This window comes from Bizionia saleffrena (genome assembly GCF_008086175.1).
Taxonomy (GTDB): domain Bacteria; phylum Bacteroidota; class Bacteroidia; order Flavobacteriales; family Flavobacteriaceae; genus Bizionia; species Bizionia saleffrena.
Genome location: NZ_VSKM01000006.1, coordinates 1 through 15,117 on the forward strand (window position 1 = coordinate 1; position 15,117 = coordinate 15,117).

Consider the following 15,117-nt stretch of genomic DNA (forward strand, 5'->3'; position numbering starts at 1 on the left):
ACACCGCAAGTTTAAGGTGATTATAGCGTTGGGGCTCACCTCTTTCCATTCCGAACAGAGAAGTTAAGCCCAATTGCGCCGATGGTACTACATTCGTGGGAGAGTAGGTCGTCGCCTTTTTTAAAGAACCCTTCATAGAAATATGAAGGGTTTTTTTATACCATAAACTCTCGTAAACCGTCCTTCGAATACCCAATGAAATATCCCACAATGCTTACTATGTAATAGGTATACTAATATACGTGCTATTTTAAACTATAATCAGTTAATTTAATTCTTCAACTTTGAAAAATATCAAGTTTTGTGTTTTAAATTTTATTATATTTCACTCTTAATGTTTTTAAATTTATGGCAGACAATAAAGAATTAGATTTAGCTTGGGATTTTGTAACGCATACCAACAGAACACTTTTTTTAACTGGAAAGGCAGGAACCGGTAAAACTACATTTCTTCATAAAATAAAACAGGAGTCTAATAAACGGATGGTAATTGTTGCGCCCACTGGAGTAGCGGCTATCAACGCGAAAGGAGTTACAATTCATTCTTTTTTTCAATTGCCCTTTGGCCCAATTTTACCAGATGCTGATTTAGCGGGCTCAGCACAATTCAATAGAAAATTTAGTAAAACTAAAATTAATATCATTAAGTCTTTAGATGTATTGGTTATTGACGAGATAAGTATGGTTCGTGCCGATTTACTAGATGGTATTGATAAAACACTTAGACGCTTTAAAAATAAAAATGAGGTCTTTGGTGGCGTGCAATTATTAATGATTGGCGATTTGCAGCAACTCTCTCCTGTGGTAAAAGATAACGATTGGCGATTATTACAACCCTTTTATAAAAACGCATTTTTTTTTAGTAGTCGTTCTTTTCGCGAGTGTAACCCTATTACTGTAGAATTAAAACATATATACCGACAAGAAAATCCGCTGTTTATCACTATTCTTAACGAGATTAGAAATAATAAGTTGAGCGAATCGTCAGCTAAAGAATTAAATAAGCGCTTCAATCCTGAGTTTAGACCTGAAACCGAAGAAGGTTATATTTCCTTAACGACCCATAATAATAAAGCTAATGAGACGAATCAAAGTAAATTAAAGGAATTAAAAGGGAAATCTATTAAGTATGATGCAATAGTCACCGGTAATTTCCCCGAACATTCTTACCCTAACGAATTGGTGTTAAAACTTAAAGTTGGGGCACAAGTGATGTTTATTAAAAATGATAGTACCATTGAAAAACGGTATTTTAATGGTAAAATAGGGCAAGTCGTAGCTCTAAACAAGAGTAAAGTGACCGTACGCTGTCCAGACGATACCGACGATATTGAAACTAGTTTAGAGACTTGGGAGAATATTAAATATAACTTAGATGCTGAAACCAAAGCAATTTCTGAGGACAAAATAGGGAGCTTTTCTCAAATTCCGTTACGTTTAGCGTGGTCTATAACCATACATAAAAGTCAGGGATTAACATTTGAGAAAGCAATTATTGATGCGGAAGATGCTTTTGCTCATGGCCAAACCTATGTCGCTCTTAGTAGATGTAAAACTTTGGAAGGCTTGGTTTTAAAAAGCAAAATTGAATCGAAACAGATTATTAGTGATCATAATGTGATCTCTTTTAATAAGAGCGCCGAAGAAAATTCTCCCGATTCCACAATTCTTCAACAATCGAAATCTCAATATCAATTAGATTTAATTTCAGAGGTATTTTACTTTTATAACTTTCTTTTTCCTATTAATCGCTTACTAGATATTTATTATAAAAATAAAACACGAATTGAAGGGGATATCGAAACAGGTTTAATAGGTCTTAAAAATAACAGTACACAATTAGTGAAAATTAGCACCGCCTTTAAAGCACAATTACAAAGACTTAAGAAGGAAGATGCCACGCCCGAAAATAATAAAGATATTCAAGAACGTTTTACTAAAGCCATTCAGTATTTTAAAGAACAAACAGAAATACTTCTTCAAGCACCCTTAAGAACCGTTTCTTTTACAACAGATAATAAAACTGTGGAACAGGATATTAATAAAAATTTAGATGTTTTGGAGGAATTACTAGCGGTTAAGACTTTATATTTTAAGGAACTTAGTACGAAATTTACTACAGTTGATTTTTTAAAGTTGCGATTGAAAGCCGTGTTTTTACAAAAAAGTGCACCAAAAAAAGAGCGTAAAACAATTATAGATGGTACGGTTAACGTCGAACTATTTGAAGAATTACGACTGTTACGTAATCAAATAGCCCAACGAAACGATTTGATCCATTTTCAAGTATTTTCACAAAAATCATTATATGCAATGTGTGAAACGTTACCAACTACTTTAGTTGCATTGAAGGACATTGAAGGTATGGGGAAAACACGAGTTGATAAATATGGCTCCGCGATTATTGCTGTCATTAAAACCTTTTGTGAAGAAAATGATATTGAAATGACCAGCGATGCTTCCTTAATTGAAGACGACACAATTAAATTAAAGAAAGGAGAAACTAAGACGGTTTCTTTAGAGTTATTTCAATCGGGGAAATCTATCAATCAAATAGCTTTAGAGCGCGAACTAAATGTAAACACGGTATTTGGACATTTAGCAAGTTTTATTTCTTCTGGAGAAATCAGTGTTTCCGATGTTATGACGACATCACATTATAAAAAATTACAAACTCTTATTCCCACAAAAACATTCGAGAATCTTTCAGATTTAAAACAGCAGTTAAATCATAAATTCTCTTATGGTGAATTGCGGTTGGTTGTTGATGAATTAAAAAAAGAATAAAAGGCATAAAAAAAGCTTCAAAATTTCTTTTGAAGCTTTCTAATTATATCCATAACGTTTTTACCCGTTGATAACGCCTCTCGAAATAACAATTTTCTGAATTTCAGAAGTTCCTTCATAAATCTGAGTTATTTTAGCATCACGCATTAAACGTTCTACGTGGTAGTCTTTTACGAAACCATTTCCACCGTGTATTTGCACAGCTTCTACGGTTTGTTCCATTGCCACTTTACTGGCGTATAACTTAGCCATTGCGCTAGACATGTCGTAATTATTACCTTGATCCTTGTCCCAAGCTGCTTTCATTACTAACAGTCTTGCAGCTTCAATTTCTGTATACATATCTGCTAATTTAAAAGCGATAGCTTGATGATTACAGATTTCTGTTCCAAATGATTTACGTTCTTTAGAATATTTTAAAGCTAATTCGTAAGCTCCCGAAGCAATACCTAAAGCTTGCGCCGCAATACCGATTCTTCCGCCAGATAATGTTTTCATAGCAAATTTAAACCCAAAACCATCAACTCCAATTCTATTTTCTTTGGGAACTTTTACATCGTTAAACTGTAGTGTGTGTGTGTCACTTCCTCTAATTCCTAATTTATCTTCTTTTGGTCCTACGTGGAAACCTTCTAAACCTTTATCAACAATGAAAGCGTTAATTCCGTGGTGTCCTTTGTCTCTATCTGTTTGCGCGATTACTAAATACACGTCGGCTCTACCACCACTTGTAATCCAGTTTTTAGTCCCGTTTAAAACGTAGTGATCTCCCTTATCTATTGCTGTAGTTTGTTGCGAAGTCGCATCGCTTCCCGCTTCAGGTTCACTTAAACAAAATGCTCCTAGAAATTCTCCAGTGGCTAGTTTTGTTAAATATTTATCTTTTTGTTCTTGGTTAGCATAATATTCTAAACCGTAACATACTAATGAGTTATTTACGGATACAATTACAGAAGCAGAAGCATCAATTTTAGAAAGCTCTTCCATGATTAATACATAAGAAATCGCATCCATACCACTTCCTCCATATTTTGGGTCTACCATAATTCCTAAAAAACCAAGCGCCCCCATTTTCTTTACTAATTCATCAGGAAACTCTTGTTTATTATCTCTTTCTATAACTCCTGGAAGTAATTCGTTTTGAGCAAAATCTCGTGCTGCGTCACGAATCATTATATGTTCTTCTGTAAGACTAAAATTCATATTGTAAATTATTATTAATGTGATAAATAAAGACTGCAAATATAGCGTATAATTATTTTTTATTCAATAGATATTGCTAATTTTACGGAATATGATAAAAGAGAAGTATAGCGTTATTGGTGTGATGTCTGGTACCTCATTAGACGGCGTAGATTTAGCACATATAACCTTTATTAAAGGGATCGTTTGGCGATTTACTATTAATACATCGCAGACAATTGCGTATTCTAAAGTGTGGTTTGATAAATTAAAAACAGTAACACACAAAACATTAGCAGAATTAGATCAGTTGGATATTGAATATTCTGCTTTTTTAGCACAAACAATTAAACAATTTATAACTAGGCATAATATTACACAAATAGATGCTGTTTGTTCTCACGGTCATACCGCTTTACATCAACCTTTAAACGGGGTAACTTACCAAATTGGAAATTTAGAATGCATATCAGATATTTTAGACAGCATTGTGGTATGCGATTTTAGAATTCAAGATGTTCAGTTGGGAGGTCAAGGTGCGCCATTAGTTCCGATAGGTGATAAACTTCTATTTTCAGAATACGATTATTGTATTAATTTGGGCGGCTTTGCAAACGTGTCTACGACGATAGAAAAGGAAAGAATTGCTTTTGATATTTGTCCAGCAAACAACGTTTTAAACGAATATGTTAGAACGTTAGGTCGCGATTTTGATAATGCCGGCAAAATAGCACAATCAGGAACTCTAAACGAAACGCTCTTGAAACAATTAAATGCTTTGGAGTTTTATGCGCAAACGTACCCTAAGTCGTTGGGTGTAGAGTGGACGGAAGCTAATATTTATCCATTAATTGATTCGTTTAATCTACCGATAAAGGATATTTTAAAAACGATGGTCGAGCATATCGCCATACAAATTTCAAGAGTAATTAATACTACAAAGACGCCTTCGGTTTTAATAACGGGTGGCGGTGTCTATAATACCTACCTCCTTTCTAGAATTGAGCACCTAAGTGCTACAAAAATAACAGTGCCAGAACCAAAAATCATCGAGTTTAAAGAGGCGCTTATTTTTGGGTTTTTAGGCGTTTTACGATTAAGAAACGAGATTAATTGTCTAAAATCAGTAACAGGAGCAGGGAGAGACCATTCCTCCGGGAAAATATATACACCACAAAACCAACAGATATGCTAAGGAATTTCTTAGAAATATTTACAATTAAAAGGACTTTCCAATTAAAGCCATTCATTGTTTTTTTATATTTGTTGCAATTATTTTTAGAAACAAAAAAAGCAAACAATAATATCTGGATTAAAGAGAATTACAGATTAATAATTTTAAAATAGAAAACGACCATACAACTTAAAAAATAAATGAAAGATTTACTTAAGAAATACGAGAATAAAGAGCCTGAAATAATTTTTAATTGGAAAGATTCAGAAACGGAAGCTGAAGGTTGGACGGTAATAAACTCGTTAAGAGGTGGAGCCGCTGGTGGCGGAACAAGAATGCGCAAAGGGTTAGATATTAACGAAGTGTTATCTCTAGCTAAAACGATGGAAGTAAAGTTTACAGTTTCTGGCCCAGCTATTGGAGGTGCTAAATCTGGAATTAATTTCGACCCTAAAGATCCTAGAAAGAAAGGTGTTTTAGAGCGTTGGTTTAAAGCGGTGACGCCATTATTAAAAAGCTATTATGGCACAGGTGGAGATTTAAATGTAGACGAAATTCACGAGGTTATCCCAATGACGGAGGCTTGTGGAATATGGCATCCACAAGAGGGCGTTTTTAGCGGGCATTTTAAACCTTCTGAATCTGAAAAAATAAATATAATTGGTCAGCTAAGACACGGTGTAATTAAAGTTATTGAAGACGCGAAATATTCGCCAGATATTACTAAAAAATATTTAATAGCCGATATGGTTACCGGTTATGGCGTAGCAGAAACGGTAAAACATTATTACGATGCCTTTGGAGGAAGTGTTAAAGGAAAACGAGCGATTGTTCAAGGTTTTGGTAATGTAGGGTCGGCAGCAGCATATTACTTAGCACAAATGGGAGCTAAAATTGTTGGTATTATAGACATTTCTGGAGGCGTTATTAATGAAGAAGGATTTACTTTTGAAGAGATAAAAGAGCTCTTCCTAACTAAAGATGGTAACACACTAAAAACAGATAATATGATCTCATTTGAAGAAATGAACAGTCGTATTTGGTCTTTAGAAACCGAGATTTTTGCACCCTGTGCAGCCTCTCGTTTAATTACGCAGGATCAAATTTCAAAAATGATTGCTTCAGGATTAGAAGTTATCTCTTGCGGGGCAAATGTACCTTTCGCTGATAAAGAAATCTTTTTTGGATCTATTATGGAGTATTCGGACGAGCGCGTAAGTTTAATACCAGATTTTATCTCTAACTGTGGTATGGCACGTGTATTTGCTTATTTTATGCAGACAAATGTAGAAGTAACTGACGAAGCGATTTTTAATGATATTTCGAATACAATAAAAAAAGCAATTCAAGATGTCCACGAGAGAAATCCAAATCCTAAAGAAATTAGCAAAACAGCTTTCGAAATAGCTTTAAAGCAATTAGTGTAAAAACAATCCCTTAACAAACAATCACTGTAAAAAGAAATGGAAACTATAATAATTTTAGTCTTCGTACTTGGGTATTTAGGAATTACTCTAGAACACACTTTGAAAATTGATAAATTAATTCCGGCCTTAGTTATGATGGCTATAAGTTGGGCATTGATTTCGTTAGGAATCGATACTTTTCCTATCTGGTTTGATTCCGCAAAGCATGCCTTAGTCGACAATTTTCCAGCATTGGGCCACGACGAAAGAATGCATTTAATGGAAGAAACATTATTGCATCATTTAGGTAAAACGGCCGAAATTTTAGTGTTTCTTTTAGGTGCAATGACGATTGTAGAAATAATTGATTATTTCGATGGTTTTTCAACGATTAAGAACTTTATAAGAACAAAAAAGAAAAGCAAAATTTTATGGATATTCACCATTTTAGCGTTTTGTTTATCTGCTATAATTGATAACCTTACGGCAACTATTGTTTTAATTTCAATTTTACAGAAAATTGTTAGTAATAGAGATGTGCGTATTTGGTATGCAGGTTTAATTATAATCGCAGCCAATGCTGGTGGGGCGTTCTCTCCTATTGGAGACGTTACAACTACTATGTTATGGATAGGTAAAAAGGTAAGTACTGATCATTTATTTGGTTATTTATTGTTACCTTCTTTAGTTTGTATGGTATTACCAACATTTATCGCTTCTTTTATGCCCGCTTTTAAAGGGAACCTCGAAGAAGATGGTGGTGTAGTAACAAAGCCCAAAAGCAGATTTAGTGGTACAATGCTTTATTTAGGATTAGGTGCCATTATTTTTGTGCCAATTTTTAAAATGGTAACGCATTTACCACCGTATGTAGGGATGATGTTGTCTTTGGGGATTGTAGCCGTTTTTGCCGAGTACTTTAGTTTTTCTAAATTTAGTTTAACGAGTACAGACTCAGAGATAAGTGATGCACATGCCGAACACAGTCCTGTGCATTATTCATTATCAAAAATCGAATTACCAAGTATCTTATTTTTCTTAGGAATTTTAATGGCGGTTGCTGCTTTAGAATCTATAGGAACACTATTTGGTTTTGCGTCGTCCTTAAAAGAATCAGTACCAATGTTAGGTACAGAATTACACCATTCAGGCGTATCAGATTTAGTAGTTATCTTATTAGGATTAGGATCTGCAGTAATTGACAACGTACCGTTAGTAGCGGCCAGTTTAGGAATGTTCTCTGAACCTATGGATAATGAACTTTGGCACTTTATAGCATTTTCTGCTGGAACTGGTGGAAGTATGTTAATTATAGGCTCTGCAGCGGGTGTAGTAGCAATGGGAATGGAGAAAATTGACTTTTTCTGGTACTTTAAAAAAATATCTTGGTTAGCATTAATAGGCTTTTTAGCCGGAACAGCAGTTTTCTTTTATACAAGAACATTGTTTTAACATACACTAAACTTAAAAATAACGTTATACTATATTAGTAATAAAAAATAAAATATGCTAAGCACATTAATACAAGAAACGGCGCAAGATGCAACAGCGCTAGCCGATGGTGAACCAGTAGAAAAAACACTATCTATAATAGAACTAATAACAACAGGAGGGACGGCTGGAATTATAATTATAGCTTTACTATTTGTTTTATTAATTGTGGCATTATACATTTATTTCGAACGTATTCTGGCCATTAAAGAAGCGTCTAAAAAGGATGCAAACTTTATGAATCAGATAAAAGATTATGTCACGAATGGCAAAATCGATTCAGCTCAAAACTTATGTGCGCAAAAAAACACGCCAGTATCACGCTTAATTAGTAAAGGTATTTCTAGAATAGGGAAGCCCTTAGAAGATATTAATACTGCGATAGAAAATGCTGGACGTTTAGAAATTTACAGTCTAGAAAAAAACGTAAGCGTATTGGCAACAATTTCTGGAGCTGCACCTATGATTGGGTTTCTTGGTACAGTTATCGGTATGATTTTATCTATATTCGAAATAGCAAATGCAGGTGGTTCTATCGATATTAAAACGTTAGCCGACGGATTATATACAGCAATGACAACGACCGTTGGTGGTTTAATTGTTGGTATTGTTGCTTATATCGCGTACAACCATTTAGTGGTAAAAACCGATAAAGTAGTGTACCAAATGGAAGCACATTCATTAGAGTTTTTAGACCTTCTAAACGAACCAATGTAAACGTAAAATGATATTTACAATTACAGAAGTTTAATCTAAAAAATAGTTACTATGAATTTACGCGGAAGAAATAAAATAACACCAGAATTTAATATGTCGTCAATGACCGATATTGTATTCTTGTTACTTATCTTTTTTATGATAGCATCAACTTTAGTGTCAGCTGAAGCCATCGATTTATTGCTACCACAGTCTACGAGCAAAACAACTCAGACTAAAAATGTTTCTGTTTCGGTAAATAAAAACAAAGAGTATTTTGTAGATATGAAGCAGGTACCAAAAAGTAGTTTAGAGGCTGAAGTGTTAGCGAAATTAGGGCAGTCAGACACTCCAACAATTACTATTAGATCAGACCAAGATGTCGAAATGAAACACGTGGTTTATATTATGGACATTGCGAATAGAAATAAAATAAAGTCAACATTAGCGGTGAAATCAGTGCAATAAATGAAATATCTTAACACTAAACACGAACGTAATTCTGCAAAAATAACGGCACTTATCGTGCTTATTTTGCTATTGCTACTATTTGTGGTGGGCCCCCCTTATATGGACCCTCCAGAAGAATATGGTGTGGCGGTAAATTTCGGAAATTCTAATGTTGGGAGTGGTACTATACAGCCAGACAAACCGGTAAAGTCGAAAGACCTTAATATCAATAAACCACCAGAAGAAGTACAAGCACAACCTACAACTTCAGAAAAAGTAGAGGAGCCTACTCAAGCCGCCTCAGAAGCCTTAAAAGAAGATGTTTTAACGCAAGAGACAGAAGCTGCAGCAGCTATTAAAAAAGAAGAAACTGCAAAAAAGGCAAAGGCCACAGCGGAAGCAAAGGCAAAAGCCGAAGCGGATAAAGTAGCCAAAGCCAAAGCAGCAGCCGAAGCGAAAAAGAAAAAAGAAGAAGCTGATAAAAAAGCGAAATTGGATGCTATGATGGGCGGATTAAATAATTCCGATGGTGAAAGCTCTGGTAGCGAAGGCACCGATAATCAAGCAGGAGATAAAGGACAATTAAACGGAAGTCCGTATGCAACGAGTTATTTTGGAGATCCGGGCACTGGAAGCGGAGGTGTAGGTTATGGTTTAAAAGGTAGAGGTAGCCCCACTAATAAAGTGTTTAAACAAGATTGTAACGAGTCTGGTTTGGTAGTGGTAAGAATAGAGGTAAACCAAAACGGACAAGTTGTTAAGGCAGAAGCTGGAGTAAAAGGAACAGAAAATACAGCGCCTTGCTTGTTAGAACCGGCTAGAAAAATTGCAGTATCGCATAAATGGAAACCCGATGCTAAAGCACCAACACGTCAAGTTGGTTTTGTAAGTATCAATTTTAAACTCGGTCAATAATAATGACATATCAAGATACTATTAATTGGTTATTCTCTCGATTACCAATGTATCAAAATCAAGGTAAATCGGCTTATAAAATAGATTTATCTAACACGTTACTTTTAGCAAATCATTTAGATAATCCAGAAGATCATTTTAAGACTGTTCATATAGCAGGTACAAATGGCAAGGGGTCTACAAGCCATATGCTCGCCTCTGTTTTGCAAGAAGCTGGTTATAAAGTAGGTTTGTATACCTCGCCCCACCTTAAAGATTTTCGAGAGCGCATAAAGATTAACGGTAAAGAAATCGATGAAGATTATGTGGTTCAATTTGTAGATAGAAACACGTCGTTTTTTGAGAGTAACGCATTGTCGTTTTTTGAAATGACTGTCGGTTTAGCCTTTCAATATTTTGCCGAAAAAGACGTCGATATCGCTATTATTGAAGTGGGCTTGGGAGGCCGATTAGATTCTACTAACATTATTTCGCCAGAGCTCAGCGTTATTACAAATATCGGTTTAGATCATACGCAGTTTTTGGGGAACTCTTTACACGCTATTGCAAAAGAAAAAGGTGGTATTATAAAACAAAAGACTCCTGTAGTTATAGGTGAGACTCAAGACGAAATAAAGGCTGTTTTTAAAGCTATCGCTGAAGAGCAACAAGCAAGCATCACCTTTGCTGATTCATTTAAAACTAAAACGTATCGAAGTGATTTAACGGGTAGCTATCAAGTAAAAAACATAAAAACGGTTTTAGAATGTGTAAAACAGTTACAAAATAAGGGATTTCATATTTCAGAAGGAGCTTTAAACCAAGGCTTACTAAGTGTGGTGAAAAATACAGGCTTATTAGGGCGCTGGCAAATTTTGCAATTACAGCCTAAAGTTATTTGCGATACTGCACATAACACAGCAGGTTTAACATACACAATAACACAGCTTTTAGAAGAGCCTCACAACGCTATGCATATTGTTTTTGGTGTTGTAAATGATAAAGATTTAAGTACTATTGTAGATTTATTACCTAAACAAGCGACCTATTATTTTTGTAAACCTAATATTCCTAGAGGCTATAATGCTAAAGATTTGAAAATCGATTTAAATGCGCACGGATGCAAAGGAGAATCTTATAATTCTGTAAATGAGGCCTATATAACGGCTTTACAAAATGCCGATACAACCGATGTTATATACGTTGGTGGTAGTACGTTTGTGGTCGCCGAAATAATTTAATTATTTTCTTTGAAACCTTTGCGAAATTCAAAAACTAATGTATATTTGCACACCTAATAAATAGGGCGATTAGCTCAGTTGGTTCAGAGCACTTGGTTTACACCCAAGGGGTCAGGGGTTCGAATCCCTTATCGCCCACAGAATCTCAAACACGTTTTGAGTTTTTTAGCTAGCATATTGGTGTTTAGAGTTATTAGAAATAATGAATAACACTTCTATTAAAGCTTTGACAAATTCAAAAACTAGTGTATATTTGCACTCCCTATTAGTAGGGCGATTAGCTCAGTTGGTTCAGAGCACTTGGTTTACACCCAAGGGGTCAGGGGTTCGAATCCCTTATCGCCCACTATAATCCCAAAAGATTTCTTTCTTTTGGGATTTTTTTTGTTTTAAATCTTAACACTTAATTAGTAGATATTCTTTTTATATATCATTTTTTCTGTCGAACTTTAGGTGTACGGAATATATAAAACGAGTGGCGCAATTTTTAAGGAGTATTTAATCTCATCATTGATGCTTTAAGTCATTAATTGTGGCGTTTTTTCTTATTTATTAATAAGTAGGAGCCGTATCTATTCCGTTTATCACAAATAAAACAACTAAAAAAATAAGACTATGACTGTTATAACAGAAAACGTAATACCAGGGAATCACGGAAGAATTTTTACTACAAATGCAAGTAGCGATGCCGAAATGGAAGAATTAAAATCTATTGTCGAAAAAATTGACGGGGTAAAAGACGTGGTTTTAATTAAAGAAGTGTATCCAAAGGAATTTATAGTACACACTACTAAATTAATTAAGAATAATGTGATTGAAAAAGCAGTAAATGAGCTTAAAATAAAAGCCATTCCTAAAGGTATATTTCCACTTTTAAATATATAATTAGTACTAGCATAACCATCAATTTAGATTAGATCTCACCTATGAAAAAAGCAGTTTTAATCGCCTCCTATTCTGTTTCGGCTGTAATTTTATTGTTTCTAGGGGTAGTTGTAATAACTAATATACTCGTTAAGAATAAATTTGAGAAGTTTTTAACTTCTAGGCTGCCCAATCATATCACCCAAGATTATGAAAGTATTTCTTTAAATACTTGGGGGGGCACAATAACGGTGAATGAGTTAACTATTATGCTCGGCAATAAAACGGATAGTGTGGTACACACAAAAGTCTCGGTAGCTAAGTTGATTGTAGAAAATGTGTCTTATTGGGATTATTTAATGCATTCTGAAATTCATATTGAGGATATAAAAATAAATTCTCCTACTATTTCGTATTACACGCACAGGGTCCATAAAAAGCAAGACGCTGCTGTAACGTCAGGGTCTATAAAGCTATATAAACCCATTCTTGTGGATGCATTGAGTATTAATAATGCGCTGCTTTATATTTACGATAACGAAAAAGATTCGCTAGTAGTGTATGTCGAAAACAGCGCGGTAACTATCAATGATATAACGATTGATAAAGACATTATTAACCGTCGATTGCCAGTAGAATTTAAAAAGTATAAAGCAAGTGCCGATTCTATATTTGTAAAAACAAATGCTTTTGAAAATCTTACGGTAACCGACTTTAATTTGGAAGATAAAAAAGCAGTTTTCAACACTATTAAACTGAAAACAAAATATTCAAAAAATGAGCTATCACAGAAAATTACAACTGAGCGGGATCACTTCGATTTAGAAGCCAAAAAACTGACGGTTGATGCCATTGCGTTCGGTTTTGAGGATAGAATGCTTTTTCTATCTAGCGCGTATGTTACGATTGACACTCCTGACTTAAAGATGTTTAGAGATAAATTGGTCGCTGATGATGTAACTATTAAAAAGTTGTACAGCCAATCGTTACGAGAATTACCGTTTCAATTAACTGTCGATTCCGTGGCAATCAATAATGCTTCGATCGAATATACAGAGAAAGTGAAACCAGAAAATAATGGTGGTTCCATTTATTTGAATCAACTTAATGTAAAAATAGCTAACGTTAGCAATACTTATAAGGCGCCTGAGCATACTAAATTGGAAATTGAAGGTTCTTTTATGGAGAATGCACCTTTCAAAAGTCAGTGGGATTTTGATGTCAATAACCCTAATGACGATTTTGTTTTCTCAATGCAAATTGGGGAGCTGCAAGCCGATCGCTTGAATACATTTACGGAACCTAATTTAAAGATGCGTTTAAGTGGACAAACCGATAAAATCTATTATACTATTGATGGTAATAGAACGACTTCCAGTGTTGACTTAAAAGTGAAATATGAAAATTTTGAGATTAGCGTACTTAATAAACAAGGAAATAAGAAGAACTGGGTACTGTCTACCGTGGCTAATCTATTTGTGTCTAAAGACAGTCAAGATAAGAGCGATAATTTTAGAGAAGCCAGCGCGGAGGTAGAGCGAAATAAAACCAAATCTGTATTTAATTTTATATGGCTAAATCTTAGTAAAGGTTTATTGAAAAGCATTGCTGGAAATGGTGAAAAATAAACGTGTTAGGTTCTTTTTTACAGCAGGTTTAATACGCGTTCCAAAGCCATCCCGCGAGATCCCTTAATTAGAAGAGTAGTATTCTTAATACTACTAAAGTCAAAATTATTTTTAAAATCCTCAAACGTACGGTAGCGTTTAATTTTATTAGAGTGGACGTTCGTGATATAGAAGTTTTCGCCTACAAGTAATACTTCATCTATGTTTAGATTAGAGGCTAAAGCTGCAATAGCGTTATGCTCTGTTTTGGCTTCATTACCAAGCTCAAACATATCTCCCAAAACAGCTATTTTTGATGCGCCATTTAGAGTGCTCAAACTTTCTAAAGCAGCCGTCATACTCGTAGGGTTTGCGTTGTAAGCATCTAAAATAATTTTAGCGCCGCTTTTGTTTATAATTTGCGAGCGGTTGTTGGCAGGGACATACCGTTCTAATCCTTTTTTAATGGCAGCATTGCTTACTTTAAAAAACGTTGCAATGCAAATTGCCGCGGAAATATTATTGAAATTATAAGCCCCTATTAGTTGTGTTATTAACTTTTCATTTTTAAAATTTACGGCTATAAAAGGAGCTGCAGCCTCTAAGAGTACTCTAACATCAGCGTTATTTTCGGTTCCAAAACTAAAGATTTTTATGTTACTACTATGTTTTATTTGAAGCGTATCGTTTGTATTAACAAAAATGAGTTTATTGTTCTTCTCAAGATATCGGTATAATTCTGTTTTACCCTTAATAACACCCTCAATACTTCCGAATCCTTCTAGGTGCGCCTTTCCAAAATTAGTAATGTAGCCGTAATCTGGCTTTGCGATGCGACATAAAAAGGAAATTTCTTCCAAGTGATTTGCACCCATTTCTACAATACCAATTTCGGTATGTTTTGTCATAGACAATAGGGTAAGTGGTACGCCAATATGGTTGTTTAAATTACCAACGGTTGCCGTCGTGCAATATTTTTGAGAAAGTGCAGCATTAATAAGCTCCTTGGTCGTTGTTTTACCATTACTACCAGTTAATGCTATAATGGGAATATTTAAGGCCGAACGATGAAATGTGGCTAATTCTTGTAGCGTTTCAAGCACATTATTAACCAGTATTATGTTTTCTGAAGTTTGGTATTCTGCGTCATCAACAATAACATAACTCGCTCCATTTTCTAGTGCCTTATGTGCAAATGTATTGCCATTAAAATGGTCGCCTTTTAAAGCAAAAAACATATCATTCTTGGCAACTTTTCTAGTGTCTGTAGAGACGTTATCGCACTCTAAAAACAGGGCGTGAAGTAAATTTATTTTCATAAAATA

At 34.7% G+C, this 15,117-nt stretch carries 12 protein-coding genes, 2 tRNA genes and 1 rRNA gene; 13 read left to right on the forward strand and 2 right to left on the reverse strand.

What is annotated here, in order from left to right; translation table 11 throughout:
- Positions 1–12 precede the first annotated feature (12 nt).
- A 5S ribosomal RNA gene (gene rrf, locus ES676_RS06790) occupies positions 13–120 on the forward strand.
- Positions 121–348: 228 nt separating this feature from the next.
- The gene (locus ES676_RS06795; RefSeq protein WP_148369575.1) at positions 349–2,787 is read left to right on the forward strand and encodes a helix-turn-helix domain-containing protein; all 2,439 of its coding nucleotides are present in this window, start codon (positions 349–351) and stop codon (positions 2,785–2,787) included.
- A 60-nt stretch (positions 2,788–2,847) separates the two neighbouring features.
- Here the strand turns inward: ES676_RS06795 and ES676_RS06800 are convergent, their stop codons facing one another.
- A complete protein-coding gene (locus ES676_RS06800) occupies positions 2,848–3,990 on the reverse strand; it encodes an acyl-CoA dehydrogenase (protein WP_148369576.1) in 1,143 nt (380 codons plus the stop codon).
- A 91-nt stretch (positions 3,991–4,081) separates the two neighbouring features.
- On the opposite strand from ES676_RS06800, the gene ES676_RS06805 reads away from it, so the two are divergent.
- From ES676_RS06805 to ES676_RS06855, 11 genes are all read left to right on the forward strand, one after another.
- Positions 4,082–5,164, forward strand: a complete 1,083-nt coding sequence (locus tag ES676_RS06805; RefSeq protein WP_148369577.1) for an anhydro-N-acetylmuramic acid kinase — start codon at positions 4,082–4,084, stop codon at positions 5,162–5,164.
- 179 nt (positions 5,165–5,343) lie between these two features.
- Positions 5,344–6,570, forward strand: coding sequence for a Glu/Leu/Phe/Val dehydrogenase dimerization domain-containing protein (locus tag ES676_RS06810; RefSeq protein ID WP_148369578.1), 1,227 nt, complete (start codon positions 5,344–5,346; stop codon positions 6,568–6,570).
- Between the two features lie 36 nt (positions 6,571–6,606).
- Complete coding sequence (gene nhaD, locus ES676_RS06815) at positions 6,607–8,001, forward strand: sodium:proton antiporter NhaD (RefSeq protein ID WP_148369579.1); 1,395 nt, start codon at positions 6,607–6,609, stop codon at positions 7,999–8,001.
- Between the two features lie 54 nt (positions 8,002–8,055).
- Positions 8,056–8,757, forward strand: coding sequence for a MotA/TolQ/ExbB proton channel family protein (locus ES676_RS06820; protein ID WP_148369580.1), 702 nt, complete (start codon positions 8,056–8,058; stop codon positions 8,755–8,757).
- A gap of 51 nt (positions 8,758–8,808) precedes the next feature.
- Positions 8,809–9,204 carry an ExbD/TolR family protein gene (locus ES676_RS06825; RefSeq protein ID WP_148369581.1) on the forward strand — a complete coding sequence of 132 codons (396 nt, stop codon included), beginning with the start codon at positions 8,809–8,811 and terminating at the stop codon, positions 9,202–9,204.
- Positions 9,205–10,101 (forward strand): energy transducer TonB, encoded by an 897-nt coding sequence (locus tag ES676_RS06830; RefSeq protein ID WP_148369582.1) that lies wholly within the window; start codon positions 9,205–9,207, stop codon positions 10,099–10,101.
- Positions 10,102–10,103: 2 nt separating this feature from the next.
- Complete coding sequence (locus ES676_RS06835) at positions 10,104–11,321, forward strand: bifunctional folylpolyglutamate synthase/dihydrofolate synthase (RefSeq protein WP_148369583.1); 1,218 nt, start codon at positions 10,104–10,106, stop codon at positions 11,319–11,321.
- Positions 11,322–11,384: 63 nt separating this feature from the next.
- A tRNA-Val gene (locus ES676_RS06840) sits at positions 11,385–11,459 on the forward strand.
- 133 nt (positions 11,460–11,592) lie between these two features.
- Positions 11,593–11,667: transfer RNA gene (locus ES676_RS06845), tRNA-Val, on the forward strand.
- A gap of 269 nt (positions 11,668–11,936) precedes the next feature.
- On the forward strand, positions 11,937–12,206 hold the full coding sequence (locus ES676_RS06850; RefSeq protein ID WP_148369584.1) for a heavy-metal-associated domain-containing protein: 270 nt from the start codon (positions 11,937–11,939) through the stop codon (positions 12,204–12,206).
- Between the two features lie 41 nt (positions 12,207–12,247).
- On the forward strand, positions 12,248–13,813 hold the full coding sequence (locus tag ES676_RS06855; RefSeq protein WP_148369585.1) for a hypothetical protein: 1,566 nt from the start codon (positions 12,248–12,250) through the stop codon (positions 13,811–13,813).
- A 17-nt stretch (positions 13,814–13,830) separates the two neighbouring features.
- Here the strand turns inward: ES676_RS06855 and ES676_RS06860 are convergent, their stop codons facing one another.
- Positions 13,831–15,111 (reverse strand): UDP-N-acetylmuramoyl-tripeptide--D-alanyl-D-alanine ligase, encoded by a 1,281-nt coding sequence (locus tag ES676_RS06860; RefSeq protein ID WP_148369586.1) that lies wholly within the window; start codon positions 15,109–15,111, stop codon positions 13,831–13,833.
- Between the last annotated feature and the right edge of the window lie 6 nt (positions 15,112–15,117).

Bases quoted from the DNA above. Each gene is read 5' to 3' on its own strand.
- ES676_RS06795 (WP_148369575.1), top strand. From the start codon at position 349: ATGGCAGACAATAAAGAATTAGATTTAGCTTGGGATTTTGTAACGCAT.
- ES676_RS06800 (WP_148369576.1), bottom strand. From the start codon at position 3,990: ATGAATTTTAGTCTTACAGAAGAACATATAATGATTCGTGACGCAGCA.
- ES676_RS06805 (WP_148369577.1), top strand. From the start codon at position 4,082: ATGATAAAAGAGAAGTATAGCGTTATTGGTGTGATGTCTGGTACCTCA.
- ES676_RS06810 (WP_148369578.1), top strand. From the start codon at position 5,344: ATGAAAGATTTACTTAAGAAATACGAGAATAAAGAGCCTGAAATAATT.
- nhaD (WP_148369579.1), top strand. From the start codon at position 6,607: ATGGAAACTATAATAATTTTAGTCTTCGTACTTGGGTATTTAGGAATT.
- ES676_RS06820 (WP_148369580.1), top strand. From the start codon at position 8,056: ATGCTAAGCACATTAATACAAGAAACGGCGCAAGATGCAACAGCGCTA.
- ES676_RS06825 (WP_148369581.1), top strand. From the start codon at position 8,809: ATGAATTTACGCGGAAGAAATAAAATAACACCAGAATTTAATATGTCG.
- ES676_RS06830 (WP_148369582.1), top strand. From the start codon at position 9,205: ATGAAATATCTTAACACTAAACACGAACGTAATTCTGCAAAAATAACG.
- ES676_RS06835 (WP_148369583.1), top strand. From the start codon at position 10,104: ATGACATATCAAGATACTATTAATTGGTTATTCTCTCGATTACCAATG.
- ES676_RS06850 (WP_148369584.1), top strand. From the start codon at position 11,937: ATGACTGTTATAACAGAAAACGTAATACCAGGGAATCACGGAAGAATT.
- ES676_RS06855 (WP_148369585.1), top strand. From the start codon at position 12,248: ATGAAAAAAGCAGTTTTAATCGCCTCCTATTCTGTTTCGGCTGTAATT.
- ES676_RS06860 (WP_148369586.1), bottom strand. From the start codon at position 15,111: ATGAAAATAAATTTACTTCACGCCCTGTTTTTAGAGTGCGATAACGTC.